This window comes from Pelomonas sp. V22, assembly GCF_030014915.1.
In the GTDB taxonomy this organism is placed as follows: Bacteria; Pseudomonadota; Gammaproteobacteria; order Burkholderiales; family Burkholderiaceae_C; genus JAUASW01.
Genome location: NZ_JAGIXS010000001.1, coordinates 964725 through 989850, shown reverse-complemented (window position 1 = coordinate 989850; position 25126 = coordinate 964725). Strand labels below are relative to the sequence as shown.

Here is a 25126-nt window from a genome sequence, read left to right as displayed (position 1 = left end):
GCCGCTCTTTGGTCTTACTTGCTGTCCTTGACTTCCTTGAACTCGGCGTCGACGACGTTGTCGTCAGCGGCAGGCTTGCCGGCCGGGGCCGCCTGCGGCTGCTCGGCTTGCTGGGCACCAGCCGCCGCACCGGCCGCAGCTTGCGCCGCCTGCGATTCGGCGTAGACCTTCTCGCCGAGCTTCTGGCTGGCCTTCATCAGGGCTTCGGTCTTGGCTTCGATTGCGTCCTTGTCGTCGCCCTTGATGGCTTCTTCCAGGTCCTTGATGGCGGCCTCGATGGCTTCCTTCTCGGCGGCCTCGATCTTGTCGCCATGCTCACCCAGCGACTTACGCACGCTGTGGACCATGCCGTCGGCCTGGTTCTTGGCCTGCACGATCTCGACCTTCTTCTTGTCCTCCGCGGCGTTGGCTTCGGCGTCCTTGACCATCTTCTCGATCTCGGCTTCCGACAGACCCGAGTTCGCCTTGATGGTGATCTTGTTTTCCTTGCCCGTGCCCTTGTCCTTGGCGCCGACGTGCAGGATGCCGTTGGCGTCGATGTCGAAGCTCACTTCGATCTGCGGCGTGCCGCGCGGTGCCGGCGGGATGCCTTCGAGGTTGAATTCGCCCAGGCTCTTGTTGCCCTGAGCCAGCTCGCGCTCGCCCTGGTACACCTTGATGGTCACGGCCGGCTGGTTGTCGTCAGCGGTCGAGAAGGTCTGGCTGAACTTGGTCGGGATGGTCGTGTTCTTGGCGATCATCTTGGTCATCACGCCGCCCAGGGTCTCAATGCCCAGCGACAGCGGCGTCACGTCCAGCAGCAGCACGTCCTTGCGCTCGCCGCCCAGCACCTGGCCTTGGATCGCGGCGCCCACGGCCACGGCTTCGTCAGGGTTGACGTCCTTGCGCGGCTCCTTGCCGAAGAACTCCTTGACCTTGTCCTGCACCTTGGGCATGCGGGTCATGCCGCCGACCAGGATCACGTCGTCGATCTGGCCGACCGAAACGCCAGCGTCCTTGATGGCAGTGCGGCAGGGAGCAATGGTGCGCTCGATCAGCTCTTCCACCAGCGACTCCAGCTTGGCGCGGGTCAGCTTGATGTTCAGATGCTTGGGGCCCGAAGCGTCAGCCGTCACGTAGGGCAGGTTGACGTCGGTCTGCGAGGAGTTCGACAGCTCGATCTTGGCCTTCTCGGCGGCTTCCTTCAGGCGCTGCAGGGCCAGCACGTCCTTCGTGAGGTCGACGCCTTGTTCCTTCTTGAACTCGGTGACGATGAAATCGATGATGCGCTGGTCGAAGTCTTCGCCGCCCAGGAAGGTGTCGCCATTGGTCGACAGCACCTCGAACTGCATTTCGCCATCGACGTCGGCGATCTCGATGATGGACACGTCGAACGTGCCGCCACCCAGGTCATACACGGCGATCTTGCGGTCGCCCTTGCCGTGCTTGTCCAGGCCAAAGGCCAGGGCTGCTGCGGTGGGTTCGTTGATGATGCGCTTGACGTCCAGGCCAGCGATGCGGCCAGCGTCCTTGGTGGCCTGGCGCTGCGCGTCGTTGAAGTAGGCAGGCACCGTGATGACGGCTTCGGTCACTTCTTCGCCGAGGTAGTCTTCGGCGGTCTTCTTCATCTTGCGCAGCACTTCGGCGCTGATCTGCGGCGGGGCCAGCTTCTTGCCGCGCACTTCGACCCAGGCGTCGCCGTTGTCGGCGGCGGCGATGGCATAGGGCATCAGCTCGATGTCCTTCTGCACTTCCTTCTCGGTGAACTTGCGGCCGATCAGGCGCTTCACCGCGTACAGCGTGTTCTTGGGGTTGGTGACGGCCTGGCGCTTGGCCGAGGCGCCGACGAGGATTTCGCCATCTTCCTGGTAGGCAATGATGGACGGCGTGGTGCGAGCGCCTTCAGCGTTCTCGATCACACGCGTCGTGTTGCCTTCCATGACCGCCACGCACGAGTTGGTCGTGCCCAGGTCAATGCCGATGATCTTTCCCATGTTTTTCTCCTGAAGGGGATGCTTGGATGCAGTGAATCTGTGGACAGCTCGCCGCGATTCAAGGGCGGCGTCCTGTGAATAAGTTTGTGGATTACTTGGGGGCAGCCACGGTGATCAGGGCCGGGCGCAGCACGCGGTCGTTGATCAGATAGCCCTTTTGCAGCACGGCCACGACGGTGTTGGCCTCCTGCTCGGCAGGCACCATGGAGATGGCCTGGTGCTGGTGCGGGTCGAACTTGGCGCCGGCAGCCGGGTTGATCTCGACCACCTTGTTGCGCTCGAGGGCGGCGGCCAGCTGGCGCTTGGTGGCGTGCACGCCTTCCAGCACGGTCTCGACCTTGGCGTCGGGCGTCGCGATGGCCGCTTCCATGCTGTCCATCACCGGCAGCATGGCTTCAGCGAAGGATTCGACGGCGTACTTGCGGGCCTTGCTCATGTCTTCATCGGCACGGCGGCGGATGTTCTCGACCTCAGCCTTGGCGCGCAGATAGGCGTCCGACATCTCGGCCAGGCGTGCCTGGGCTTCTGCCAGTTGGGTCTCGACACTGTTGTCTTGGGCGGCTTCAGTGGCGGCCGGCTCGAGGTGTTCTTGCGGGGGGGTGTTCTCGGTGCTCATGGTCTCTGGGGCCAACAACGGGGATGCCAAAAGAGGCAAGCGCTCCATATGGAGCGCTTGTCCAAAACTTCAAGAGGCGGATTTTCGCATTCGGCCAGGGAGAAACCCGTGCCCAACGCAGAAAATCAGTCGATCTGGGCGCTCCAGCGCTCCCAATCGCCCAGGCGGCGGCGGTCCTGCTTGGTCGGCCGGCCTTGCTCGATGCTGGCGGCTGGCTCGGGTGCCAGGCGGCGATTCTCGGCCGCCTGTTCGCGCTTGGCGATGCTCTCGGGCGTCTCTTCGTACAGCGTCTGGGCCTGCGGTGCCGGGCCGCGCACATGGCTCAGGCCACGCACGATCACCTCGCGCTCGACCGCGCCTTGGCGCAGCTTGACCCGGTCACCGAGCTTCATGTCCCGCGAGGGCTTGACCGACTGGCCGTTGATCTCGACCCGGCCTTTGCCGATCTCCTCGACCGCCAGCGCGCGAGTCTTGTAAAAGCGCGCTGCCCACAGCCATTTGTCCAGCCGCAGGCCGTCCTGCGTGGCTTGCTTGTCCTTCATGGGCCGGATTCTGCGCCTGCGGCCAGCGCGCGTTCTCGCTGCGCTGGATCCGGTGCCGCTGGCACGGTCGGCCAGCCCTGCAGATGCTGCTCGGCGAGGTCGGTGAGGGCGCGCATGCCGGCCGGGCTGTCGTTCAGGCAGGGGATGTAGGCAAAAGCCTGCCCGCCGGCCGCCAGGAAGGCAGCGCGCGCCTCCTGGTCGATCTCTTCCAGCGTCTCCAGGCAGTCGGCGCTGAAGCCGGGGCAGATCAGGTCGACGCTCTTCAGGCCCTTGGCGGCCAGGTCGACCAGCGTCGGCTCGGTGTACGGCTCCAGCCACTTGGCCTTGCCAAAGCGGCTCTGGAAGGTGACGCGGTACTGCTCGGGCGTGAGCTGCAAGGCCTCGGCCAGCAGGCGGCCTGTCTTCAGGCATTCGCAGTGGTAAGGGTCGCCGAGGGCCAGCGTACGAGCCGGCATGCCGTGGAAGCTCATCACCAGCATTTCGTGGCGTCCCTCGCGCTGCCAATGAGCGCGCACGCTGTCAGCGAGGGCAGCGATGTAGCCCGGGTCATCGTGGTAGCGGTTGACGAAGCGCAGCTCGGGCACATGGCGCGTCTTCACGGCCCAATGCGCCACCGCATCGATCACGCTGGCCGTGGTGGCGCCCGAATACTGCGGATAGGCTGGCAGCACGAGGATGCGGGTCGCGCCCTCGCGCTTCAGCGCGTCGAGTTCGGCTGCGATGGCGGGCTGACCATAGCGCATCGCATAGCGCACCTGCACCTGATGGCCGCGCTCGCCGAGGTAGCCGCGCAGCAGCTTGGCCTGTTTCTCGGTCCAGACTTTGAGCGGCGAGCCTTCGGTCAGCCAGATGCTGGCGTACTTGGCGGCCGACTTGGCCGGACGCACGCGCAGGATGATGCCGTGCAGTATCAGCAGCCACAGGAGCTTGGGAATCTCGACCACGCGGGGGTCGGCGAGGAACTCGGCGAGATAGCGGCGCGTGGCGGCGGCGGTGGGCGCCTCGGGCGTGCCGAGGTTGCACAGCAGCACGGCGGTGCGCGCGGCGTCGCCATGCCGGTAGGCGGGTTCTGCGTTGAAAGCCATGTGTGAAGAATGCGAAGGGTCAGCCGCGGCTGCGCGGGCCGGTCAGCGACAGCGGCTCGGTGTCGGAGAAATGCAGGACCTCGAAGCGCACCGTCGGCGAATCATTGTCCATCGGCGGGCCGCCGAGGCCGATCACGCCGCTGCCGTGCAGGGTGCAGTTGCCGCGCTTCAGCGAGAGGATCTCGCCCACGGGGCCGAAACGCACGAAGGTGCCGTTGTAGCTGAGGTCGGTCAGCGAAAACACACCGCCATGCCAGTCGATGCGAGCGTGCGAGCGAGACACGCGGCCATCGGTGATGCAGTAGGTGGCCTGCACGCTGCGGCCCAGCACGATGGGCATGGACGAGGTGTCGAACACGCGGTCCAGGTCCTGCCAGACGAGGCGGATGCCGTCGGGTTCGGCATGCGGCACGACCTCGCCGAACTGCGTGGCCGCGGCATCGCCCTGCTGGCTCGGCTGGTCCAGCACATAGACATGGACCGGCTCGACCCGGCCGCGCACCGCAATGCGGTCCAGGCTGCGGAAGCGGTTCTTGCGGGCTGCGGTGAGGCCGTTCAGGACTTCGGCGGTAATCAGGGTCTCGTTGTCACCCGCATGGTCGATCAGCCGGGCGGCCACGTTGACGGCGTCGCCGAAGCAGTCGCCCCCCATCTCCACGACTTCGCCACGGGCCAGCGCCACCTGCAGCTTGAGCCCGCGCAGGCCTGGCGAGGCGCCGCGCTGTTTGCCGCGCGCCACGACGCGCTCCAGCATCTCGTGCATGCGGATGGCGGACTTGACGCCATCGGCCGGTCCTTCGAACACAGCCATCAGGCCATCGCCCAGGGTCTTGATCAACTGCCCGGCGCATTCGTCGACCGCCTGGGCGATCACGCCCACCGTGTGGGTGACGACCGAGGTGGCCTCGGCATTGCCCAGGGTCTCGAACAACGCCGTGCTGCCTCGGAGGTCAGCGAACAGGACGGTGCGTTCCCGGATCTGGGTCATGGGCTGGGTTGAGTCGGGCAGGGCGTGAAATTATTCGCAGTGTAGCGGCGTGCGGGCATGCAAAAGGGCCGGATAAATCCGGCCCTGGTGCGGCTGTCGCCCTGCGGCAATCTGATTACAGATTGTCGAGATAGGTACGCAACTTATCGCTGCGGCTCGGGTGCTTGAGCTTGCGAATCGCCTTGGCTTCGATCTGGCGGATGCGCTCGCGGGTCACGTCGAACTGCTTGCCGACTTCCTCCAGCGTGTGGTCCGTGCTCATCTCGATGCCGAAGCGCATGCGCAGCACCTTGGCTTCGCGCGGGGTCAGCGAGTCGAGGATGTCCTTCACCACGTCGCGCAGGCCGGCCTGCATCGCGGCCTCGATGGGCGCCGTGTTGTTGGTGTCCTCGATGAAGTCGCCCAGATGGCTGTCGTCATCGTCACCGATCGGCGTTTCCATCGAGATCGGCTCCTTGGCGATCTTCATGATCTTGCGGATCTTGTCTTCCGGGATCTCCATCTTCTCGGCCAGCGTCGGGGCATCGGGCTCGAAGCCGAATTCCTGCAAATGCTGGCGCGAGATGCGGTTCATCTTGTTGATCGTTTCGATCATGTGAACCGGGATGCGGATGGTGCGGGCCTGGTCGGCGATCGAGCGCGTGATGGCCTGGCGGATCCACCAGGTCGCATAGGTCGAGAACTTGTAGCCGCGACGGTATTCGAACTTGTCCACCGCCTTCATCAGGCCGATATTTCCTTCCTGGATCAGGTCCAGGAACTGCAGGCCGCGGTTGGTGTACTTCTTCGCAATCGAGATCACCAGGCGCAGATTGGCCTCGATCATTTCCTTCTTGGCGTCGCGCGAGGCCTTCTCGCCCTCGTTCATCTTCTTGTTGATCTCTTTCAGGTCTTCCAGCGGCACGACGGCCTTGGCCTGGATGTCGATCAGCTTCTGCTGCAGCTCCTGCACCGGCGGCAGGTTGCGCGCCAGCACGGTGGAGTAGCCCTTGTTCGCAGCGACTTCCTTCTCGGCCCACTTCAGGTTCAGCGCATTGGGCGGGAAGGTCTTGATGAAGTGCTCTTGCGGCATGCCGCACTTGTCGACCACGATCTTGCGCAGCTCGCGCTCGTAGCGGCGCACGTCGTCGACCTGCGAACGCAGGATGTCGCACAGCTTCTCGATGGTCTTGACCGTGAAGCGGATCGTCATCAGCTCGGCGCTGATGGCGTGCTGGGCCTTGTCGTAGGAGGCCGAGCGGTAGCCGTCCTTCTCGAAGGCCTTGCGCATCTTGTCGAAGTTGGCCGACAGGTTGTCGAGCTTGATCAGCGCGGCGTTCTTCAGCTCCTCGAGCTTCTTGGTCAGCGCCTTGGAGCCGCCATTGCCGTCGTCGTCGTCTTCTTCGTCGAATTCGTCGAAGTCTTCCTCGGCCACATAGTCGTCGGCCTCGTCGGCGGCCACGAAGCCGTCGACCACTTCCGAGATCTGCATCTCGCCGGCGCGGATCTTGGTGGCGAACTCGAGGATGTGGGCGATCGTGGTGGGCGATGCCGAGATGGCCAGCATCATGGCTTGCAGGCCGCCTTCGATGCGCTTGGCGATCTCGATTTCGCCTTCCCGGGTCAGCAGTTCCACCGTGCCCATTTCGCGCATGTACATGCGCACCGGGTCAGTCGTGCGGCCGAATTCGGAGTCCACCGTCGAGAGCGCTGCCTCGGCGGCTTCTTCGGCTTCTTCTTCGGTCGAGGTGGTCGTCGCGTTGCCCTGGATCAGCAGCGTGGCGGCGTCCGGTGCCTGCTCGTACACCGCGATGCCCATGTCGTTCAACATGGAGATGATGGCCTCGAGGATTTCCTCGTTGACCAGCTTCTCTGGCAGGTGGTCGTTGATTTCCTGGTGCGTCAGGAAGCCCCGCGTCTTGCCCATCTTGATGAGCGTCTTCAGCTCATGGCGGCGCTTGGCGGCTTCTTCTTCGGTCAGCGCGGTTTCCTCGAGGCCGAACTCGCGCATCAGCGCGCGCTCCTTGGCGCGCGAAACCTTCATGCGCAGTGGCTTGGCCTTGGGCTTGTCTTCGGCGACTTCCTCGACCTCAGCGACTTCCTCAACCTCGCCCTCCAGTTCGGCGTCGATGTCGGAGAAGTCCTCCTCATCGGCCTCGGCCTTGGCGGCCTTCTTGCTGGTGGTCTCTTCCTTGGGCTTGCGGCCGCGCTTGGGCTTGTCATCGCCGGCGGCTGCCGCCTTGGCGGCCTTCTTGGCCGGCGCCTCTGCCTTCACTGCCTTGGGGGCGGCATCCTTGGCAGCCTTGCTGACCTTGGCGGCAGGCTTCTTGGCGACAATTTCAGCTTCAGCGGCAACGCTGGCCTTGGATGCGGGTTTCTTGGCAGTCATGCAGATCCTTGGGGTCGGTGCAGGTCGAAATATTTTTTGGGCGGGCAATGCAGCGGCCACCTGGGTCCAGAACCTTCGCACGGCAACGAAGGCGGCCCCCAGGCGGCTTTTCAGGCATGCCGAGCCACGGAGATGGTGTCGACATGCGGCGCGTTCAAGTTGGCGTGAACGTTTGCAATTGCAGCCCTGGCGGAAAAGGTGGCCTTGATACCTCGATGGGTGCCCAGTTTCGCTGGGTGGCCGGGTCCGGCATTCAAGCTGCCGTCACTCTTGACGACGCGCGCGAAAACCCTGAATTATCGTCTATTTGACGAGCAGGTTCAAAAAATCGGCTCAAGCCGCCGGTTTGAGCTGCTTCAGGAGTCGGATCTGCTCGTTCAGCTCGCGGTAGCGGCCGAGGTCGGCGGCGGCGCCAGCGCTGGTGATCAGGCGCTGTTCTTCCTCCAGCCTCGAGATCAGCAGGGTTCTCAGCACGGCGCGGAAATCATCCAGCGCTGCTTCCTCGGCATGGTCCCAGCCGCCCAGGGCCTGGACCTGCTCGATCAGGCCTTCGTCGGTCAGCGCGGCCTCGACCACGGTCCAGGGCCCGGGCCCATGGTTGACCAGGAAGCGTTCCAGCCAGGCCACCAACGGGCCATGAGGCTCGGGCAGGTCGTGCAGCAAGCCTTGGTCGTCGGCGCTGAGCTGCTCCCACCAGAGGCTGTTGAGCAGCAGCATGCGCAGGGCCACGTCGGCCGGGCCGGGCGGTGCGCGGCGTGGCAGGCGCGGCATGTCGTCGTCGGGATCACGCTTCCAGTCCTTGCGCCAGGGCTTGCGCTGCGCGGCGGGGTGCTGGGGCTTGCGGCGCGGCACCTGCTGGCTGGGTGCGGGGTGGTGGAAGTGTTCATCGCCGGCATCGAAATACTCGGGTGGCGGGCCTTCGGCCAGCACATGTTCCTGCACGCTGGCCGGGGCGGGCCTGGGGGCCGCCGCGACCTGCCAGAACGACATCAGCTCCTGGTCCGGCAGCTGTGCGCGTTTGGCCAGCTCTCCCAGCAACTGGCGCTTGAGCAGGCCGTCCGGCAGCGCCAGCCACAACGGCTTGGCGCGTGACAGCATGCGGGCCCGGCCCTCGGCGCTGCCGAGATCGCAGCCTTCGGCGCTGGTCTCGACCAGTTGGCGTGACAGTGGCACGGCCGCCTCTATGCAGCGCTCGAAAGCCTCGGCTCCGAGCTCGCGCACATAGGAGTCGGGATCGTGCTCGGTTGGCAGGAACAGGAAGCGCACGGTGCGCATCTCGTTGATGTGGGGCAGCGAAGCTTCCAAGGCTCGCACCGCCGCGCGGCGGCCGGCGGCATCGCCGTCGAAGCTGAACACCACCGAGTCGGTGAAGCGGAACAGCTTTTGCACATGATCGGGCGTGCAGGCTGTGCCGAGCGTGGCCACCGCATTGCCGAAGCCATGCTGGGCCAGGGCGACCACATCCATATAGCCCTCGACCACCAGGGCATAGCCGCGCTGGCGGAAGGCGGCGCGGCCTTCAAACAGGCCGTAGAGCTCGCGGCCCTTGTGGAAGACCGGCGTTTCCGGTGAATTCAAGTACTTGGGTTCGCCCTTGTCCAGCACGCGACCGCCGAAGCCAATGGTCTCGCCCTGCACATTGCGGATCGGGAACATCACGCGGTCGCGGAAGCGGTCATACCGCTTGGATGCAGCCCCTCGCCCACCGGGTACGGCGGTCGGTCCCCCGATGAGATGCGGGCCGGCTTGGGGCGGCCCGGCGCTCGGCCCGCCGGCCACTTCGTCCTCAGCCTGCTTTTCAATCACCAGGCCCGACTCGACCAGCAGCGGGTCGTCGTAGGACGGAAATGCGCTGGCCAGGGCGCGCCATCCCTCGGGCGCATAGCCTAGGCCGAAGCGCGCGGCAATCTGGCCGCTGAGGCCGCGGCCTTTCAGGTAGTCGATGGCGCGGGGGCTCGATTTCAGCTGCGTGCGGTAGTGACCGGCCGCCCGCTCCAGCGTCTCGCTCAGCGTGGCCTGGTGCTTCTTGTGCTCGGCGGCGCGCTCGCGTTCCTGGGGCGAGCGCTCGTCGCTTGGCACCTGCATGCCGGCGCCTTGCGCGAGCTCCTGCACGGCTTCGACGAAACCGAGGCCGCTGTACTCCATCAGGAAGCTGATCGCATTGCCGTTCACCCCGCAGCCGAAGCAGTGATAGAACTGCTTGGACGGGCTGACCGAGAAGCTCGGCGACTTCTCGCCATGGAAGGGGCAGAGCCCCATCAGGTTGGCGCCACCCTTCTTCAATTCGACGTGACGGCCCACCACATCGACGATGTCGGTGCGGGCCAAGAGGTCCTGGATAAAGCCGGGTGGGATCACCCTTTCAGTCTACCGTGACGGGCTGGCGCACCGGGCCCGGCCAGCCACCGCGCACGAAGCCCTGGACCCAGGCGGCGACCTCCTCGGCCGGCATCGGTGAGGCGATGCCGCTGCCCTGGCCCTGGTTGCAGCCGAGCTTCAACAGGGCCTGCGCGTGGGCCGGTGATTCGACGCCTTCGGCGATCACGCCGCAGCCAAAACTCTGGGCCAGCTTGATCACGCCTTCGACGATGGCGCGGTCCTGCTCGTCGGCCAGCATGCTCTGCACGAAGGAGCGGTCGATCTTCAGCACGTCGACGGGCAGTCGCTTCAGGTAGGTGAGGTTGGCATAGCCGGTGCCGAAATCGTCGAGCGCCGAGCGCACGCCGAGGCGCCGGCAGCGCTGCAAGAGGGCGTGGGTGGCGTCGACGTCGGCCAGGGCCGCCGACTCCAGCACCTCCAGCGTCAGGTGATGGGCCACCAGCGGGTCGTGCCGCCCGAGCAACTCCTGCAGGCGCTGGCCGAAATCGGCGCTCTGCAGATGGCGGGCCGCCACGTTGACGCTGACGTCCAGCCGCAGCCCGAGGGCCAGCCAGGCGGCCGACTGCTTGAGCGCCTGCTCGATCACCCAATCGCCCACCCGCACACCGAGGCCCGTGCCCTCGAGCAGGGGCAGGAAATGCGCCGGTGCCAGCAGGCCGCGCTGCGGATGCTGCCAGCGCAGCAGGGCCTCCATGCCCAGCACGCGGGCCTGGCGCATGTCGACCTTGGGCTGGTAGTAGAGCAGCAGCTCCTGCGAGTCGAGCGCCTCCTGCATGCGCGCCAGTGCCAGGGCCTGGGCCTCCTTGCGGGCGCGCTTCTCGGTGTCGAAGAAGCGGGCGGCATCACGGCCATTGCGCTTGACCTGGTGGAGCGCCTGGGTGGCGTGGCGGACCAGGGTTTCACCATCGCTCGGGTCCAGCGGGTAGAGGGTGGCGCCAATGCTGGCCGTGAGGCTCAGTGGCGTCGAGCTGCCCGGCAGCACATGCGGCGCACGCAGCACATTGAGCAGGCGCTCCAGCGCACGCTCCGCTTCTTCCTGGCTGCTGCAGCGCAGGATCAGCGCGAACTCGTCGCCGTCCAGCCGGGCCAGCCGGTCGCGCCATTGCGGCGCACCGCGCAAGGCGCCGCGCAGGCGCAGGGCTACCTGGTGGATCAGCTGATCGCCGCCGGCCTGCCCATGGCGCTCGTTGAGCTGGCGAAAACCGTCCAGGTCCAGGCAGCAGACGCACAGCATGAAGCCCTCGCGCTGGCTCAGGGGCAGGGCATCCTCCAGCAGGCGCAGCAGCTCGCCGTGGTTGGGCAGACCGGTGAGCGGGTCGTGGCGGGCTTGCTGGGCCAGCTCGTCGGGGCGCTGCAGCGAATGGCTGTCGGCCAGCGTCAGCACGTGGTAGCGCGTGGGGCCTTGAGCCTCGTCGACGCTGGCGAGCGTGACCTGGAAGGCGCACAGCTCGCCATCGCCGCGCCGCACACGCACCAGGCCCTGCCAGAGGCCGTCCAGGCGCAGGGCCTCGCGCAGCGCCGCCAGGTCGTGGCCGGCGTCGGCGAGCACGCTGCTGGTCACGGGCAGGGCCGGCAGCTTGAGCAGATGCTCGCGTTTGGTCTTGAGCAGGCGGCAGTAACTTGGGTTGACATCGACCACGTTCAGCTGCGGATCAACGACCGCGAGGCCTTCATGCAGATGCTGGAACAGATGGGTGGCGAGGCGTTGGCGCTCCTCCGAGCTGCGCTCCCAGGCGATGTTCTGCAGCCAGGCGCGCAGCCGCTGGGCCCGGCCCTGGCGGTCGCGCTGCAGCACCTGCAGGTGCAGGCGGAAGTCCTGCCATTCGGCCGAGGCGGCGCGCAGCCGCAGGACCAGGCTCAGGCGGTCCTTGCCCGGCTGCTGTTGCAGGTCCTGAAGCGCCACCAGGGCGGCCGAGCGGTCCAGCGGATGGCAGCGCTCCAGCCAGTCCAGCCAGTCGCCCTGTGTGCCCGCCCAGTCTTGCCACAGCGCCGAGGCCTGTTGTGTGCCGCTTGGCAAATCCCATTCGCAACTGGCGCTGCCCGCCTGGTCGGCAAGCTCATGCCAGCATTGCTGGTCTCGTCGCAATTGCCGCAGGCGGACCGCGAGCCAGAGTATGGGCAGGGCCAGCGCGGCCAAGGCCAGGACGTTGCTCAGCAAATATCCGCCGGCCGCCGAATTCATCAGTATCAGCAGTGCGCCCGCCAAATAAGCCAGGCCCAGCGGTACCATTACCCGCCCATCAGGCCAGCGGCTGCGCCGGCGTGGTGGACGGGCGTCGGCATCGGGTGACGGTGGCAGCAAATCGTCCACGGGATTTGGCGGGCGGCGAACAGGCAGGGCGGCGGCAGGCCGCGATGCTAGCAGCGGGTAATGCCCCGCTGCGCCCAATATCGACCGCTGGCCTGCAAATGGGTGGCCGAGCAAACCCGGGGTGGCGGTGGTCAGGCCTCGCAAGAAAAACAAAAGCCGCCCAGAGGCGGCTTTGGTGGTGCGGTCGGGCTGAAACTACAGGCTCAGACGTGGAAGTCGTCGAGCTTGGCGCCGCCGGCGATGGCGGCCTTCAGCCACTTGGGCTGCAGGCCACGGCCGCTCCAGGTTTCACCGGTGGCCTGATTGCGGTATTTGGCGGCGACCTTGGTGGTGGTCTTGGCTGCCTTGGCCGGCCGGCTGTTCAAGTCGGCGAGCGTCAGCCCATATTCGGACATCAGCGATTTCACCTTGTTGATCGCGTCGGCGCGCTCGCGTTCCTTGGTTTCGGAAATCTGTTGATCGAGTGCGGCGCGTTGGGCCAGCAGGTCTTTGAGCAATGCCATAGATGCAAATCCTCGCGAGTAATCAGGGCCAGGGGTGTGGTTCGGCCTGATTATAGGCACGAGAACTGCCAAAGATACTGCGGTGAATATGCAACGAATTCGCAACAAATGCCGGTTTATACAAAACCCCGGGGCGCCCGGCGGAATTGCAAGACACCCATTCAGGCGTTTTCTGGCCGCTGTGCGTCAGGCAGCGGGCGGCACATACCCCGCCGGCTGCTCGGCGCCGCCGCCGAAAAAGAATTGCTCCATCTGTCGCGCCAGATATTGGCGGGCGCGCTGGTCGGCCAGGTTCAGGCGGTTTTCATTGACCAGCATGGTCTGGTGTTTCATCCAGGCAGCCCAGGCCTCCTTGCAGACGCCGTCATAGATGCGCTTGCCCAGTTCGCCGGGATAAGGCGCGAAGTCCAGGCCCTCGCCTTCCTTCTTCAGATAAACACATTGAACGGTGCGAGCCATGGCAGAACCTCTAAATCGATGAATCATTAAACGGACGGCGCGCACTGTAGCGCGCCGGCAATAGCCCGGCCGTCAGCCGAGCTTCTTGGCGAAAGACAGAACTTAACCGAGTCTTTTAGCGAAAAGCTCATGCGAGCTTTTTGACCAGCACCTGCGAGCGCCGGTCCCAGTTGTATTTGCGCTTGCGTTCCTCGGGCAGCCAGTCGGGGTCGACCTGCTGGAAACCGCGCTTGATGAACCAGTGCATGGTGCGCGTGGTCAGCACGAAGATGCTCGAAAGGCCCATGGCCTTGGCCCGCTGCTCCACGCGCTTCAGGATGCGGTCGCCGTCGCCCTGGCCTTGCACGGCTGGCGAGACGGTCAGCGCTGCCATCTCGGCCGTCTTGGCTTCCACGTAGGGGTAGAGTGCCGCGCAGCCGAAGATCACGCCGTCGTGCTCGATCACCGTGTAGAGCTCGATGTCGCGCTCGATCTCGGTGCGGTCACGCTTGACCAGGGTGCCGTCGCGCTCGAAGGGCTCGATCAGCGTGAGGATGCCGCCGATGTCGTCGGAGCTGGCCTCGCGCAGGCTCTCCAGCTTCTCGTCGACCACCATGGTGCCGATGCCATCGTGGGTGTAGACCTCCTGCAGGAGCGCGCCATCCACCGCCAGCGGCAGGATGTGCGAGCGCTCGACGCCGGCCTCGCAGGCTTTGACGCAATGCTGCAGATAGAAGGCCACGTCGGTGGGCGACGTGGGGCGCGGCAGCTTGGCCAGCATGCGCTTGGCGTCGGCCACGGCCAGCTCGGTGTCGATGGCGCTGTCCGGGTCGTCCGGGTTCTCGCGCACGCCGGGTACTTCGCAGACGAAGAGCAGCTTGTCGGCCTGCAGCGCAATGGCCGTGCTGGTGGCCACGTCTTCCATCGTCAGGTTGAAGGCCTCGCCGGTGGGCGAGAAGCCAAACGGTGAGAGCAGCACCACGGCGCCGATGTCCAGCGCGCGCTGGATGGCCGAGGCGTCGACCTTGCGGACCACGCCGCTGTGCTGGAAGTCCACACCATCGACGATGCCCACGGGCCGCGCGGTCAGGAAATTGCCCGAGACCACACGCACGGCGGCATTGGCCATCGGCGTATTGGGCAGGCCTTGCGAGAACGCGGCCTCGATCTCGAAGCGCAGCTGACCGGCGGCCTCCTGGGCGCAATCCAGGGCGATGGCGTCGGTGATGCGGATGCCGTGGCTGTAGCGTGGCGTCTGACCCTTGGCAGCCAGTTGCTCATTGACCTGGGGCCGGAAGCCGTGCACCAGCACCAGGTTGATGCCCATGGCATGCAGGATGGACAGGTCCTGCACGAAGTTGTTCAGCTTGCCGGCCTCGACCAGCTCGCCGGTCATCCCGACGACGAAAGTCTCACCCCGGTAGGCGTGGATATAGGGCGCGACCGAGCGAAACCAGGGGACGAAGGTGTGGGGGAAGACCAGGCTCATGTCCGAATTGTGCCGCAGCGTCTGCGATAGGCAGGCAGACACGGCGGGGCGCGGATAATCCGCGCCTCGTGAAAGAAAAGACCCCCGCTCCTCCCGCAGCGAAAGCGGCCGCCCCGCGCCGCCCGCCGATCCCGGCCAATCCGCTGCCACCGATCACCTTCCCCGACTCGCTGCCGGTTTCCAGCCGGCGCGAGGAGATCGCCCGTGCCATCAGCGAGCACCAGGTCGTCATCGTCTGTGGCGAGACCGGCTCGGGCAAGACCACGCAGCTGCCCAAGATCGCCCTGGCGCTGGGCCGTGGCCGGGCCAACACCGGCAAGCTGATCGGCCATACGCAGCCACGACGCATCGCCGCCTCCAGCGTGGCCAAGCGCATCGCCGAAGAGCTGAAGACGCCGCTTGGCGAGATCGTCGGCTACAAGGTGAGATTCCAGGATCGCCTGCAGCCGGGCGCCAGCGTCAAGCTGATGACCGACGGCATCCTGCTCGCCGAGACGCAGACCGACCCGCTGCTGAAGGCCTACGACACGATCATCATCGACGAGGCCCATGAACGCTCGTTGAACATCGACTTCCTGCTCGGCTATCTGCGCGAGGTGCTGCCGCGACGGCCGGACCTGAAGGTGATCGTCACCTCGGCCACCATCGACGCGGATCGCTTCGCCAAGCATTTCGAATCTAGCAAGGGCCCTGCGCCGGTGTTGATGGTCTCGGGCCGCACCTTCCCTGTCGAGCAGCGCTACCGCCCGTTCGAGGAATCGCGCGAGTACGACCTCAACAACGCGATCACCGATGCGGTGGATGAGCTGTGGCGCGAGGGCTCGGGCGACGTGCTCGTCTTCCTGCCCGGCGAGCGCGAGATCCGCGAGGCGGCCGAGGCGCTGCGCAAGCACCATCCGCCCGGAGTCGAAGTCTTGCCGCTGTTTGCGCGGCTCTCGCAGCAGGAGCAGGACCGCGTGTTCGAGCCGCACGGCCAGCGCCGCATCGTGCTGGCCACCAATGTGGCTGAAACCTCCTTGACGGTGCCCGGCATCCGTTACGTGATCGACCCGGGCCTCGCCCGCGTCAAGCGCTACAGCTACCGCAACAAGGTCGAGCAGCTGCAGATCGAGCCAGTCAGCCAGGCGGCCGCCAACCAGCGCGCCGGCCGCTGCGGCCGCGTCAGCAACGGCATCTGCATCCGGCTCTACGAAGAGAAGGAATTCAACGAGCGGCCCCGCTTCACCGACCCCGAGATCCTGCGCTCGTCGCTGGCCGGCGTGATCCTGCGGATGAAGGCCCTGCACCTCGGCACGGTGGAGGAGTTTCCCTTCATCGAGGCGCCACCGCGCAAGGCCATCGCCGACGGCTACCAGTTGCTCGCCGAGCTGGGCGCTGTGGACGACATGAACGAGCTGACTGCCATCGGCAAGGAGCTCGCCAAGCTGCCGCTGGACCCGCGCGTGGGCCGCATGATCCTCGAGGCCCGCACACGCGACGCGCTCTCCGAGGTGCTGGTCATCGCCAGCGCCTTGAGCGGCCAGGACGTGCGCGACCGGCCGATGGAGCAGCAGCAGGCCGCCGACGAGAAGCACAAGAAGTTCGACGACGAGAAGTCGGAGTTCATGGGCTATCTGAAGCTGTGGAAGTGGCTCGGGGAATCCAGAGGCGGCGAGGGCGAGCACAAGCTCAGCAATCGCCGCCATGAGCAGCTCTTGAGAGACAACTTTGTCAGCCCGCGCCGCGTGCGCGAATGGCGCGACATCTACTCGCAGCTGCACACCGTCGTGGCCGAGCATGGCTGGCGCCTGAACGGTGCGGCCGCCACCTACGAGCAGGTGCATTTGTCGATGCTGGCCGGCCTGCTCGGCAACATCGGCCTGAAGGCCGATGACGATGACTGGTACCTCGGCGCGCGCGGCATCAAGTTCTGGCGCCATCCGGGCGCGCACCTGTCCAAGAAGCCGGGCCGCTGGATCGTTGCTGCCGAGCTGGTCGACACCACGCGGCTGTTCGGCCGTGGCATCGCCGCCATCGAGCCGCAATGGCTGCCGGGCATCGCCGGCCACCTGATCAAGACCCAGCTGCTGGAGCCGCATTGGGAGAAGAAGGCGGCCGAGGTGATCGCGCTGGAGCGGGCCACGCTCTATGGCATCGTCATCTACAGCAACCGCCGCGTGAACTTTGGCAATGTGGATGCGGCGGCGGCGCGCGAGATCTTCATCCGCGAAGCGCTCGTGAATGGCGAGTGGGAAACCCGCCTGCCCTTCCTGGCCCACAACCAGCGCCAGGTGAAGAAGGTCGAGGAGCTGGAACACAAATCGCGCCGGCAGGACGTGCTGGTCGACGACGAGCTGATCTACGCCTTCTACGACCAGCAGCTGCCAGCCGATGTGTGCTCGGGCGCTACGCTGGAGAAGTGGTACCGCCACGCCAGCAAGGCCAACGACAAGCTGCTGATGCTCAGCCGCGAGGAGCTGATGCGGCACGAGGCCGCTGGCATCACTGGCAATGCCTTCCCCAAAACGCTGCGACTGGGCGGCGTGGACTGCACGGTCAGCTACCTGCACGAGCCCGGCGATGCGCGCGACGGCGTGACCGTCAATGTGCCGATTTACGCACTGAACCAGGTCAGCGAGGAGCGCTGCGAATGGCTGGTGCCCGGCATGCTGGAGGCCAAGGTGATGGCGCTCTTGAAGAGCCTCCATCAGAAGCCGCGCGCCCGCCTGGTGCCCTTGCCGGACTTTGTGGCCGAGTTCGTCGAGCTGAATCCCTTCGGCCAGGGCGGTCTCGTTGAGGTGCTCTTGAAGGCGGTGAAGGAGCGCACCCAGCTGGCGATCCAGAAGAACGACTTCAAGCTGGAGCAGCTGCAGCCGCACCTGTTCATGAACTTCCGCATCGTCGACGAGCATGGCCGCCAGCTGGGCCAGGGCCGCAACCTGGCGGCGCTGAAGGCCGAGCTGGGCTCGCAGGCGCGCTCGGCCTTCCAGGCGCTTGCGGCACTGAAGCTGCCGGCGGCGGCGCCCGCACCTGCGGCCGCGCCGGTGGCCAAGGGCGGTATCCGGGCCGAGGTCGCGGCAGCGCCCAAAGCGCAGGTCAAGGATGCGGCAAGCCAATACACGGCCTGGACCTTCGGTGAGCTGCCCGAGCTGATGGAGGTCAAGCGCGGCCCGCAGACCCTGATCGGCTTTCCGGCCTTGATCGACAAGGGCGCCCATGTGGAGATCGAGGTCTTCGACGAGCCCGAGGTGGCGGCGAGCAAGCACCGCCTGGGCTTGCGTCGCCTGGTTGCGCTGCAGCTCAAGGAGCCGCTGAAGTACCTCGAGAAAAACATCCCCGACCTGCAGAAGATGGCCGTCGCCTACATGGCCCTCGGCACGCCCGAGGACCTGCGCGACCAGATCATCGGCATCGCACTGGACCGGGCCTTCCTCGCCGAGCCGCTGCCGGCCGACGAGTTCGCCTTCAAGCGCTGCATCGATGAGGGCCGTGCCCGCCTGAACCTGATCGCGCAGGAAGTGGCGCGCCTCACGCTGCAAATCCTGCTTGACTACCAGGCAGCGGTGCGCAAGCTCAAGGATGCCCGCGCGCCCAAGGAGGCGGCTGACGACATCACGGCCCAGCTGCAGCGCCTGATCCCCAAAAACTTCGTCGCGGCCACGCCCTGGAGCCAGGCTCAGCACGTGCCGCGCTACCTGAAGGCCGTCACCGTGCGGCTGGACAAGCTGCGCGCCGACCCGGCCCGCGACAGCAAGCTGCTGGCCGAGCTGCGGCTGCTGGAGCAGCGCTACCAGCGCCGCGTGGCCGAGCTCAAGGGTCAGGCCGACGCTCGCCTGGCCGACTTCCGCTGGCAGCTGGAGGAGCTGCGGGTCAGCCTGTTCGCGCAGGAGCTGCGCACGCCGCAGCCGGTCAGTGTCAAGAGGCTAGAGAAGGTGTGGGCTCAGATCAGTGTCTGAATTCCTCACGCTATTGAGGCCAGTTCTCTCGATTGCCCTCTGCCAGCGGCAGTTCAAATAGAGCAAACTCGAACAAACTGTTTCCATCTCATCTTCTCGTGTCCGACAACCCCAGCGTCCCCGGCGGCAACGCCACAGCCTCGACCCCTCTGAGGCGCTTTGGCCGCTTCGAACTGCGCGCCCTGCTGAACAAGAGCGTGCGCAGCATGCTGTGGCTGGTCTTCGACACCCGCAGCAACCAGGAGATGATGCTCAGCATGCCGCGCCAGGCGCCCAACAGCCCGGCGGCGCTGGAGCACTGGCTCAAGATGGCGCAAGCCGGCGCGCGCGTCCAGCATCCCAACCTCGCCCATGTGGTCGAGGTCGGCCAGGTCGAGCAATGGCCCTACCTGGCCTATGACCGGGCGCTCGGCGAGACCCTGGAAGAGCGGCTGACGCGCCAATCGAATCCGCTGCCGCTGGACCTGGCGCATTGGCTGGTCCAGGGCCTGGACGGGCTGGCCTTTGCCCATGAGGCCGGCCATGCCCACCGTGACCTGCAGGCCGCCAGTCTGGTCATCGACACGGCCGGCCATGTGCGCCTGCTGGGCCTCGAGGCCGCGCAGGAGGTGTTCCCGGCCACGGCTGACTTCAATGCCGTGACGCGCCGCGCAGTGCGCGAGTCAGCCGAGGAAGACGTGGTCTGCATGGGCCTCCTGCTGCACCGCGGCCTCAGCGGCCGCCTGGTGCTGGACGTGGCCGACCTGCACGAGGTGGTGCAGCGCATGCAGCCGCAGGGCCAGGAGATGGTGCGCCTGCCTTTCGAGACACCGCATCCCATTCCCGCGCCGCTGCGCGCCATTGCCAACCGCGCCACCGCCAACCAGGAGCGCCAGCGCTATCACAGCGCCCGCGTCTTCCTGCGCGCGCTGGAGGGCTGGCGTGCTGCCGCTTCGCAAGAGCAGGGCGGGCCGGTGGCCGCGATGATCGACCGCATCCAGCGCCTGGGTCATCTGCCCAGCACCAGCAGCAAGCTCTTGCATGTGGCCCAGTCCAGCTCGATGCAAGCCACGCACACCAGCGCAGTCTCGAACCTGATCCTCGAGGACATGGCGCTCTCGCTGGAGATGCTGCGCCGGGTCAACAATGCCCTGCGCATGCAGGGCAATGCCGGCGATGGTGCCGTACTCAATATGCAGCGAGCCATCGCCATGGTCGGCCTCAATGGCGTCGAGCAGGCCGCGCGTGCTGTGAAGCAGTGGCCCGGCATCCTGAACGAGCAGAACGCCGCACGCATGCGCACGCTGATGCAGCGCGTGCGCAGGGCCGGCGAGATCGCGCAGGCCCTGCGGCCCGCTGGCTACGACGGCGAGGTGGTGTACCTGATCACGCTGATGCAGAACCTCGGCCGTCTGCTGCTGCAATACCACTTCCCCGACGATGCACTGCAGATTAAGCAGCTGATGCAGCCGCCCGAACCCACCGAGGCCAATCCAAACCCGGCAGGCATGAGCGAAGAGGCGGCCTCCTACGCGGTGCTGGGCACCGATCTTGAAACGCTGGGTGCTGGCGTGGCGCGCTACTGGTCGCTGGGTGACGAGCTCTTGCACATGATCCGCCGCCAGCCGCCGGATGTGCCGGTGCGCTCCGGTGACAGCGATGCTGACCTGCTGCGCCTGACCTGCAGCCTGGCCAACGAACTGGTCGATGCGCTGGCCGGGCCCGAGGAACGGCGCAAGGCCGGCGTCGAGCTGGCCACGCGGCGCTACGCCCGGGTGCTGGGCCTCGGCCTGCGCGAGGTGATGCTGGCCTTGCAGCCGCCGGCCCCAAATGGCAGCGGCGAGCCGGTGCAGCGCGTGGCCACCGGTACGGCCGAGGCGCCTGACGCGCCGCGCCCCTCGGCCCTGCGCAGCCGCGTGGCGAGCGGCAGCGCCGGTGATGCAGGGCCTTCCGGCAGCGGCAATCGCTGAAGGGGCGGCATCCATGGCCGGTCCCGACTCCCACAACACCACGCTGCCGCCGCAGATCGGCCGCTTCCGCTTGCTGCGCCGCCTGGGCGAGGGCGCGCAGGCCACGGTCTGGCTGGCGCATGACCCGCGCCTGGATCGCGAGGTGGCGCTCAAGCTTTTGCGGCCAGGTGCGGACCGGCACAGCGTTGATGAATGGCTGCACGAGGCCCGCGCCGTCAGCCGCCTGACCCACGCCAACATCGTGCCGGTGTTCGAGGCCGACGTGCAGGACGGCCAGGCCTATCTGGTCTTCGAATACGTGGCCGGTGTCACCTTGGCCGAGCAGTTGCATGGCAAGCCGCGCCTGAAGGCGCGCGAGGCGGTCGAGCTGATGCTGGGCGTGCTCGATGGCCTGCTGGCCGCCCATGCGGCCGGCGTGGTGCACCGCGACCTCAAGCCCAGCAACATCCTGATCGATGCCAAGGGCCGGCCGCGCGTGATGGACTTCGGCATCGCCGCCCGCATGAGCGATGCGGGCAAGCCGCAGCGCATCGTCGGCACGCCGGGCTACATCTCGCCGGAGGCGGCGCGCGGCGAAGCGCCGACGCCGGTGATGGATGTGTTCGCGGCGGCCGTGATGCTGGCCGAGATGCTGTCCGGCCAGCGCCTGAACTACGACCCCGATCCCTGGCGCGCCGTGCGCCGCGTCACCGAGCAGGAGCTGCAGTTGCCGGCAGGCCTCGGTGCCGACGTGGACGACGCGCTGCGCGCCATCGTGCAGCGCGGCCTGGCGCGCGATGCGCGGGCCCGCTGGCCCTCGGCCAAGGCCATGCTGGATGCGCTGGCCGAATGGCTGCATCCCACGGCGCAGGCCGGTGAGGCGAGCGAGGGCGGTGACCGCGCGGCGCTCGAGTTCCTGCTGCGCCGCATGCGCCACAAGAGCGACTTTCCGGCGATGTCGGATTCGATCTCGCGCATCCAGCGCCTGACAGCCTCCGAGAACGAGAGCCTGGCCAACCTGTCCAACGAGATCCTCAAGGACGTGGCGCTCACGCACAAGCTCTTGCGCATGGTCAACACCGCGCACTTCAGCCATGCGGGCGGCGGCAGCATCTCCACCGTCTCGCGCGCGGCGGCGTTGATCGGCTTTGCCGGCATCCGCAACCTGGCGCTGTCGCTGATCGTGCTGGAGCGCATGGAGAACAAGGCCCATGCCCAGCAACTGCGCGAGGAATTCCTGCGCTCGTTGATGGCAGCCTCGCTGGCGCGCGAGCTGAGCCCCAACTCGCGCGAAAGCGAAGAGGCCTTCCTGTGCGCGATGTTCCAGAACCTGGGCCGCGCGCTGACCGAGTTCTACTTCCCTGAGGAAGCCCAGCAGGTGCGCCGCATGCTGCGCAGTGAGCGGCAGAGCGAGGGGCCGCAGAAGCTGGCCGCACCGGTCAGCGAGGCATTGGCCTCCACCCAGGTGCTGGGCCTGAGCTATGAGCAATTGGGCCTAGGCGTGGCCCGCCAATGGGGCCTGCCCGACATCCTGCAGCGTGCGATGCGCCGGCCCGATGGCGAGCCGCCGGTCAGGCAGTTGGACAGCCCGGTCGAACGCCAGCGCTGGCTGGCTCGCGCCGCCAACGACGTGGCCGATGTGATTTTGCAAAGCGACCCGAGCGAGGCCCATGCCAAGGTGCGGGCGATGGCGCAGCGCTACTCGCGGGCCCTCGGCATCACGGCCGAGGTCTTCGACCAGGCGGCCGACCAGGCGCGCCAGAAGCTGTCGCAGCTCGCCGTGGCCATGGACATCCTGCCGGCCAAGAATTCACCGGCCCAGCGCCTGCTGGCCCCCTTGACGCCGGCGCCCAGCGATTCGCTGTCGCCGCATCAGCTGCAGGCCACGTTCGAGGTGACGCAGGTGATCCAGCAGCCGAACACGCGCGAACAGATCGCGCAAGTGCTCGCCGCCGGCATCCAGGACATCACCGACGCGATGGTCGAGAGCGTCAAGCTCAACGAGATCCTGCGCATGGTGCTGGAGACCATGTACCGGGGTCTCGGCTTCGACCGCGTGGTCTTCTGCCTGCGCGATGCGCGTACCGAGACACTGACCGGCCGCTTCGGCCTCGGCGTCGGTGTGGAAGCGGTCGTGCCCTTGTTCAAGGTGCCGCTGCGTGTGCCGGCCGGCGGTCTGCCTGACCTTTTCAGCGCCGTGGCGTTGAAGGGGGCCGATACGCTGATCGCAGACGCATCGCAAGGCAACATCGCGGAGCGCCTGCCGCTCTGGCATCAGCAGCACCTGCGCGCCGGCAGCTTCCTGCTGCTGCCTATGGCGCTGAAGGGCTCGCCCTTCGGCCTCATCTATGCCGACAAGCCCGAGCCCGGCAGCATCGACCTGGGCGAGAAGGAGCTCTCGCTGCTGCGCACGCTGCGCAACCAGGCCGTGATGGCCTTCCGTCAGGCGAGCTGAGGCCGATGGCGGGCTTCAGCGACGGTCGTGGTGCCTGTCGTAGCCGCCGCCGTCATGGCCGCGTTCGGCGCTGTAACCGCGATGGCGATGGTGGTGTCCCAGCGGCACCACGATGCAGCCGCTCAGCAGCGAACTGAGCAGCAGGGCGGTGATGGCTAGCAGAGTGCGGCGCGACTTCATTTGAAAGCTCCGTTGTGGATGAACGTGAGCTGGCAACGGCCGCCGAGGCGCGAGCGAGGACGCGACGCATCGACTCTTACCGGTCGATACATTCGCCGGTGCTGAAAGTGAGGGGGATGGGTGAGAGGAACTCGAGGGGAGGGGTGACGAGCCTGACCCCGGCACTGGTTGCAACGGCTAGGGCTGCTTGGTTCCCCACCTGACCCGGTTGGCCGCGCTTCCATGCGAGGAGGCCCGTCGAGGCGCATTGTATGCGAGGCGAGAGCGGCTCCAGGCGAAGCGGACGACGATTCAGAAGCCGAGCAGCCCCTGGCGCGTGTAGGCGGCGGCCATGGCGTAGACCATCGCGAGCACGGCAGCGGCGTAGCCCAGCGAGCGCTGCGGATGAGCGCCGAAAGCAATGTGCGCGCAGCCGAAATAGACCAGCAGGGCGATCAGCTTGCCGAGCAGCCAGCCATCGCGCGGAATGCTGTAGTACAGCGAGCCCCAGAGGCTGAGGCCGGTGATGATCATCAGCGTGTTGGCGCCGAACACGAGGATGAGGATGGGCCCTTCCTTGGCCCACTCCACGCCCAGCTGATAGGCCAGGCCGCGACCGATGAACAGCAGCAAGCTGGCCCACGCCATGACGACGTGGAGCTGGACCATCTGCGGGTAGAACCAGTCCATCGCGAGCCCGGCTTGTGCGACTCAGCGCAGTTGCAGGTCGTCGTCGCTGAAGCGGATGTTCAGCGGCTCGATCAGCAGCTGCTTGGGGCCTGCTTCCAGCGCACCGGCCACCCAGGCGTCGATGCCGCAGGCCTTGGAGATCTCGACCGTGCGCTGCGCGTCCTCGGCCTTCACGAAGATCGCAAAGCCGGCGCCCATATTGAGCGTGGAATAGGCCTCGCGGTCGTCCTGCTTGGCCTGCTCCTGCATGAACTTCAGCACCGGCGTGACCGGCGGCACCGTGTGGATGCGGTAGGTGAACTGGGCCGGGTGGCGCAAGAGCTTGCGCCAGCCGTGACCGGTGATGTTGGCGCAGTAGTGCGGCGTGATGCCGGCCTTGAACAGCGCCTCGGTGACCGGCGAATACAGCACGGTGGGCGCCAGCAGGGCCTCGCCGTAGCTGAGGCCGGGTTCGATCTCGGTCAGGTAGCCGTTTGGCAGGCGCTCGACCAGCTTGCGCGCCAGCGACAGACCGTTGGCATGGATGCCGCTCGAGGCCAGCAGCACGATGGCATCGCCGGCGCCGAGCTTGTCGCCGACCGACAGGCGCTCCTTGGGGTTGATCAGGCCGGTGCAGGAGGCAGCCAGGTCGATGCGGCCGTCCTCGACGATGCCGGCCAGCGCCGGCGTTTCGCCGCCGCCCCAGGCCACCTGGCAGGTGTCGCAGGCCTTCTTCCAGCCGGCCACCAGTTCATTGGCGCGCAGCTTGTCGCCAAACCAGTCGGAACCGCCGGCGGCCCAGTAAGCCTGCACGACCAGTGGCGTGGCGCCGACGGTGATCAGGTCGTTGATCGCCATGGCGATGGTGTCCTGTGCGATGCCGGCGAAGAAGCTCTTGCCCGTGAGCTTTGCCATCTCGTCAGCCACCAGGGTCTTGGTGCCCAGGCATTCGACGATGGAAGCCAGGTAGAACGGGCCCACATCCACCACATAGGCGGACTCGCCACGCGAGGCCGGCACCTCCGAGAAGCCATGGCCGCCCAGGTGGGCGCCGGTGGCGGCGGCCGCGCGCTGGGCCGCGATCTTCATCGGATCAATCAGGTCGTAGTTGACCCCAGCTTGTTCGTAGCTGAGGGTGTCGGGGGAGGAGGGGGCGTGCGTGCTCATGGCGCGGGATTATCGTCCAGCCGGGTATTGGTATCCGGTATTGCACCCGGCGCAGGGCCGCCCCTAGGCGGGTGCCAACAGGCTTGAGGCCGGGTCGATCCCGGCTTCAAGCAAGTCCCCT

General features: G+C 66.6%; 17 protein-coding genes and 1 other RNA gene. 3 read left to right on the top strand and 15 right to left on the bottom strand.

What is annotated here, in order from left to right; all coding sequences use genetic code 11:
- Positions 1 to 14 precede the first annotated feature (14 nt).
- From dnaK to argA, 11 genes are all read right to left on the bottom strand, one after another.
- Positions 15 to 1973 carry a molecular chaperone DnaK gene (gene dnaK / locus J7U46_RS04480; protein WP_282823629.1) on the bottom strand — a complete coding sequence of 653 codons (1959 nt, stop codon included), beginning with the start codon at positions 1971 to 1973 and terminating at the stop codon, positions 15 to 17.
- Positions 1974 to 2064: 91 nt separating this feature from the next.
- Entirely contained in the window at positions 2065 to 2589 is a 525-nt protein-coding gene (gene grpE, locus J7U46_RS04475) for a nucleotide exchange factor GrpE (RefSeq protein ID WP_282823628.1), read from the bottom strand.
- Between the two features lie 125 nt (positions 2590 to 2714).
- Positions 2715 to 3131, bottom strand: a complete 417-nt coding sequence (locus J7U46_RS04470; protein ID WP_282823627.1) for a S4 domain-containing protein — start codon at positions 3129 to 3131, stop codon at positions 2715 to 2717.
- Positions 3128 to 4216 (bottom strand): ferrochelatase, encoded by a 1089-nt coding sequence (hemH, locus tag J7U46_RS04465; protein WP_282823626.1) that lies wholly within the window; start codon positions 4214 to 4216, stop codon positions 3128 to 3130. Before hemH ends, J7U46_RS04470 begins: the two co-directional genes overlap by 4 nt.
- A gap of 19 nt (positions 4217 to 4235) precedes the next feature.
- On the bottom strand, positions 4236 to 5204 hold the full coding sequence (locus tag J7U46_RS04460; RefSeq protein ID WP_282823625.1) for an adenylate/guanylate cyclase domain-containing protein: 969 nt from the start codon (positions 5202 to 5204) through the stop codon (positions 4236 to 4238).
- A 115-nt stretch (positions 5205 to 5319) separates the two neighbouring features.
- Positions 5320 to 7572, bottom strand: coding sequence for an RNA polymerase sigma factor RpoD (rpoD, locus tag J7U46_RS04455; RefSeq protein WP_282823624.1), 2253 nt, complete (start codon positions 7570 to 7572; stop codon positions 5320 to 5322).
- Positions 7573 to 7905: 333 nt separating this feature from the next.
- On the bottom strand, positions 7906 to 9930 hold the full coding sequence (locus J7U46_RS04450) for a DNA primase (RefSeq protein WP_282823623.1): 2025 nt from the start codon (positions 9928 to 9930) through the stop codon (positions 7906 to 7908).
- A 4-nt stretch (positions 9931 to 9934) separates the two neighbouring features.
- Entirely contained in the window at positions 9935 to 12109 is a 2175-nt protein-coding gene (locus J7U46_RS04445) for a GGDEF domain-containing phosphodiesterase (protein WP_282823622.1), read from the bottom strand.
- A gap of 356 nt (positions 12110 to 12465) precedes the next feature.
- A complete protein-coding gene (locus J7U46_RS04440) occupies positions 12466 to 12765 on the bottom strand; it encodes an H-NS histone family protein (RefSeq protein WP_282823621.1) in 300 nt (99 codons plus the stop codon).
- Between the two features lie 186 nt (positions 12766 to 12951).
- Positions 12952 to 13224, bottom strand: coding sequence for an oxidative damage protection protein (locus tag J7U46_RS04435; protein WP_282823620.1), 273 nt, complete (start codon positions 13222 to 13224; stop codon positions 12952 to 12954).
- Between the two features lie 127 nt (positions 13225 to 13351).
- Positions 13352 to 14692, bottom strand: a complete 1341-nt coding sequence (argA, locus tag J7U46_RS04430; RefSeq protein WP_282823619.1) for an amino-acid N-acetyltransferase — start codon at positions 14690 to 14692, stop codon at positions 13352 to 13354.
- A 128-nt stretch (positions 14693 to 14820) separates the two neighbouring features.
- On the opposite strand from argA, the gene hrpA reads away from it, so the two are divergent.
- The 3 genes from hrpA (at position 14821) to J7U46_RS04415 (ending at position 23010) form a co-directional block, all read left to right on the top strand.
- Positions 14821 to 18627: an ATP-dependent RNA helicase HrpA gene (gene hrpA, locus J7U46_RS04425; protein ID WP_282824968.1), complete on the top strand. Its 3807-nt coding sequence runs from the start codon at positions 14821 to 14823 to the stop codon at positions 18625 to 18627.
- 98 nt (positions 18628 to 18725) lie between these two features.
- The gene (locus J7U46_RS04420; RefSeq protein ID WP_282823618.1) at positions 18726 to 20576 is read left to right on the top strand and encodes an HDOD domain-containing protein; all 1851 of its coding nucleotides are present in this window, start codon (positions 18726 to 18728) and stop codon (positions 20574 to 20576) included.
- A 13-nt stretch (positions 20577 to 20589) separates the two neighbouring features.
- Complete coding sequence (locus tag J7U46_RS04415) at positions 20590 to 23010, top strand: serine/threonine protein kinase (protein ID WP_282823617.1); 2421 nt, start codon at positions 20590 to 20592, stop codon at positions 23008 to 23010.
- A 15-nt stretch (positions 23011 to 23025) separates the two neighbouring features.
- Here the strand turns inward: J7U46_RS04415 and J7U46_RS04410 are convergent, their stop codons facing one another.
- From J7U46_RS04410 to J7U46_RS04395, 4 genes are all read right to left on the bottom strand, one after another.
- Entirely contained in the window at positions 23026 to 23190 is a 165-nt protein-coding gene (locus J7U46_RS04410; RefSeq protein ID WP_282823616.1) for a hypothetical protein, read from the bottom strand.
- Positions 23191 to 23332: 142 nt separating this feature from the next.
- Positions 23333 to 23429: signal recognition particle sRNA small type (gene ffs, locus J7U46_RS04405), an RNA gene on the bottom strand.
- A 52-nt stretch (positions 23430 to 23481) separates the two neighbouring features.
- Positions 23482 to 23859: a SirB2 family protein gene (locus J7U46_RS04400; RefSeq protein ID WP_282823615.1), complete on the bottom strand. Its 378-nt coding sequence runs from the start codon at positions 23857 to 23859 to the stop codon at positions 23482 to 23484.
- 21 nt (positions 23860 to 23880) lie between these two features.
- Positions 23881 to 25005, bottom strand: a complete 1125-nt coding sequence (locus tag J7U46_RS04395; protein ID WP_282823614.1) for an AIR synthase-related protein — start codon at positions 25003 to 25005, stop codon at positions 23881 to 23883.
- Between the last annotated feature and the right edge of the window lie 121 nt (positions 25006 to 25126).

Excerpts from the sequence above, each read along its gene's own strand:
- J7U46_RS04435 (WP_282823620.1), bottom strand. The coding sequence starts at position 13,224 with ATGGCTCGCACCGTTCAATGTGTTTATCTGAAGAAGGAAGGCGAGGGC.
- dnaK (WP_282823629.1), bottom strand. The coding sequence starts at position 1,973 with ATGGGAAAGATCATCGGCATTGACCTGGGCACGACCAACTCGTGCGTG.
- argA (WP_282823619.1), bottom strand. The coding sequence starts at position 14,692 with ATGAGCCTGGTCTTCCCCCACACCTTCGTCCCCTGGTTTCGCTCGGTC.
- J7U46_RS04415 (WP_282823617.1), top strand. The coding sequence starts at position 20,590 with ATGGCCGGTCCCGACTCCCACAACACCACGCTGCCGCCGCAGATCGGC.
- rpoD (WP_282823624.1), bottom strand. The coding sequence starts at position 7,572 with ATGACTGCCAAGAAACCCGCATCCAAGGCCAGCGTTGCCGCTGAAGCT.
- J7U46_RS04410 (WP_282823616.1), bottom strand. The coding sequence starts at position 23,190 with ATGAAGTCGCGCCGCACTCTGCTAGCCATCACCGCCCTGCTGCTCAGT.
- hemH (WP_282823626.1), bottom strand. The coding sequence starts at position 4,216 with ATGGCTTTCAACGCAGAACCCGCCTACCGGCATGGCGACGCCGCGCGC.
- grpE (WP_282823628.1), bottom strand. The coding sequence starts at position 2,589 with ATGAGCACCGAGAACACCCCCCCGCAAGAACACCTCGAGCCGGCCGCC.
- J7U46_RS04440 (WP_282823621.1), bottom strand. The coding sequence starts at position 12,765 with ATGGCATTGCTCAAAGACCTGCTGGCCCAACGCGCCGCACTCGATCAA.
- J7U46_RS04470 (WP_282823627.1), bottom strand. The coding sequence starts at position 3,131 with ATGAAGGACAAGCAAGCCACGCAGGACGGCCTGCGGCTGGACAAATGG.
- J7U46_RS04400 (WP_282823615.1), bottom strand. The coding sequence starts at position 23,859 with ATGGACTGGTTCTACCCGCAGATGGTCCAGCTCCACGTCGTCATGGCG.
- J7U46_RS04395 (WP_282823614.1), bottom strand. The coding sequence starts at position 25,005 with ATGAGCACGCACGCCCCCTCCTCCCCCGACACCCTCAGCTACGAACAA.
- J7U46_RS04460 (WP_282823625.1), bottom strand. The coding sequence starts at position 5,204 with ATGACCCAGATCCGGGAACGCACCGTCCTGTTCGCTGACCTCCGAGGC.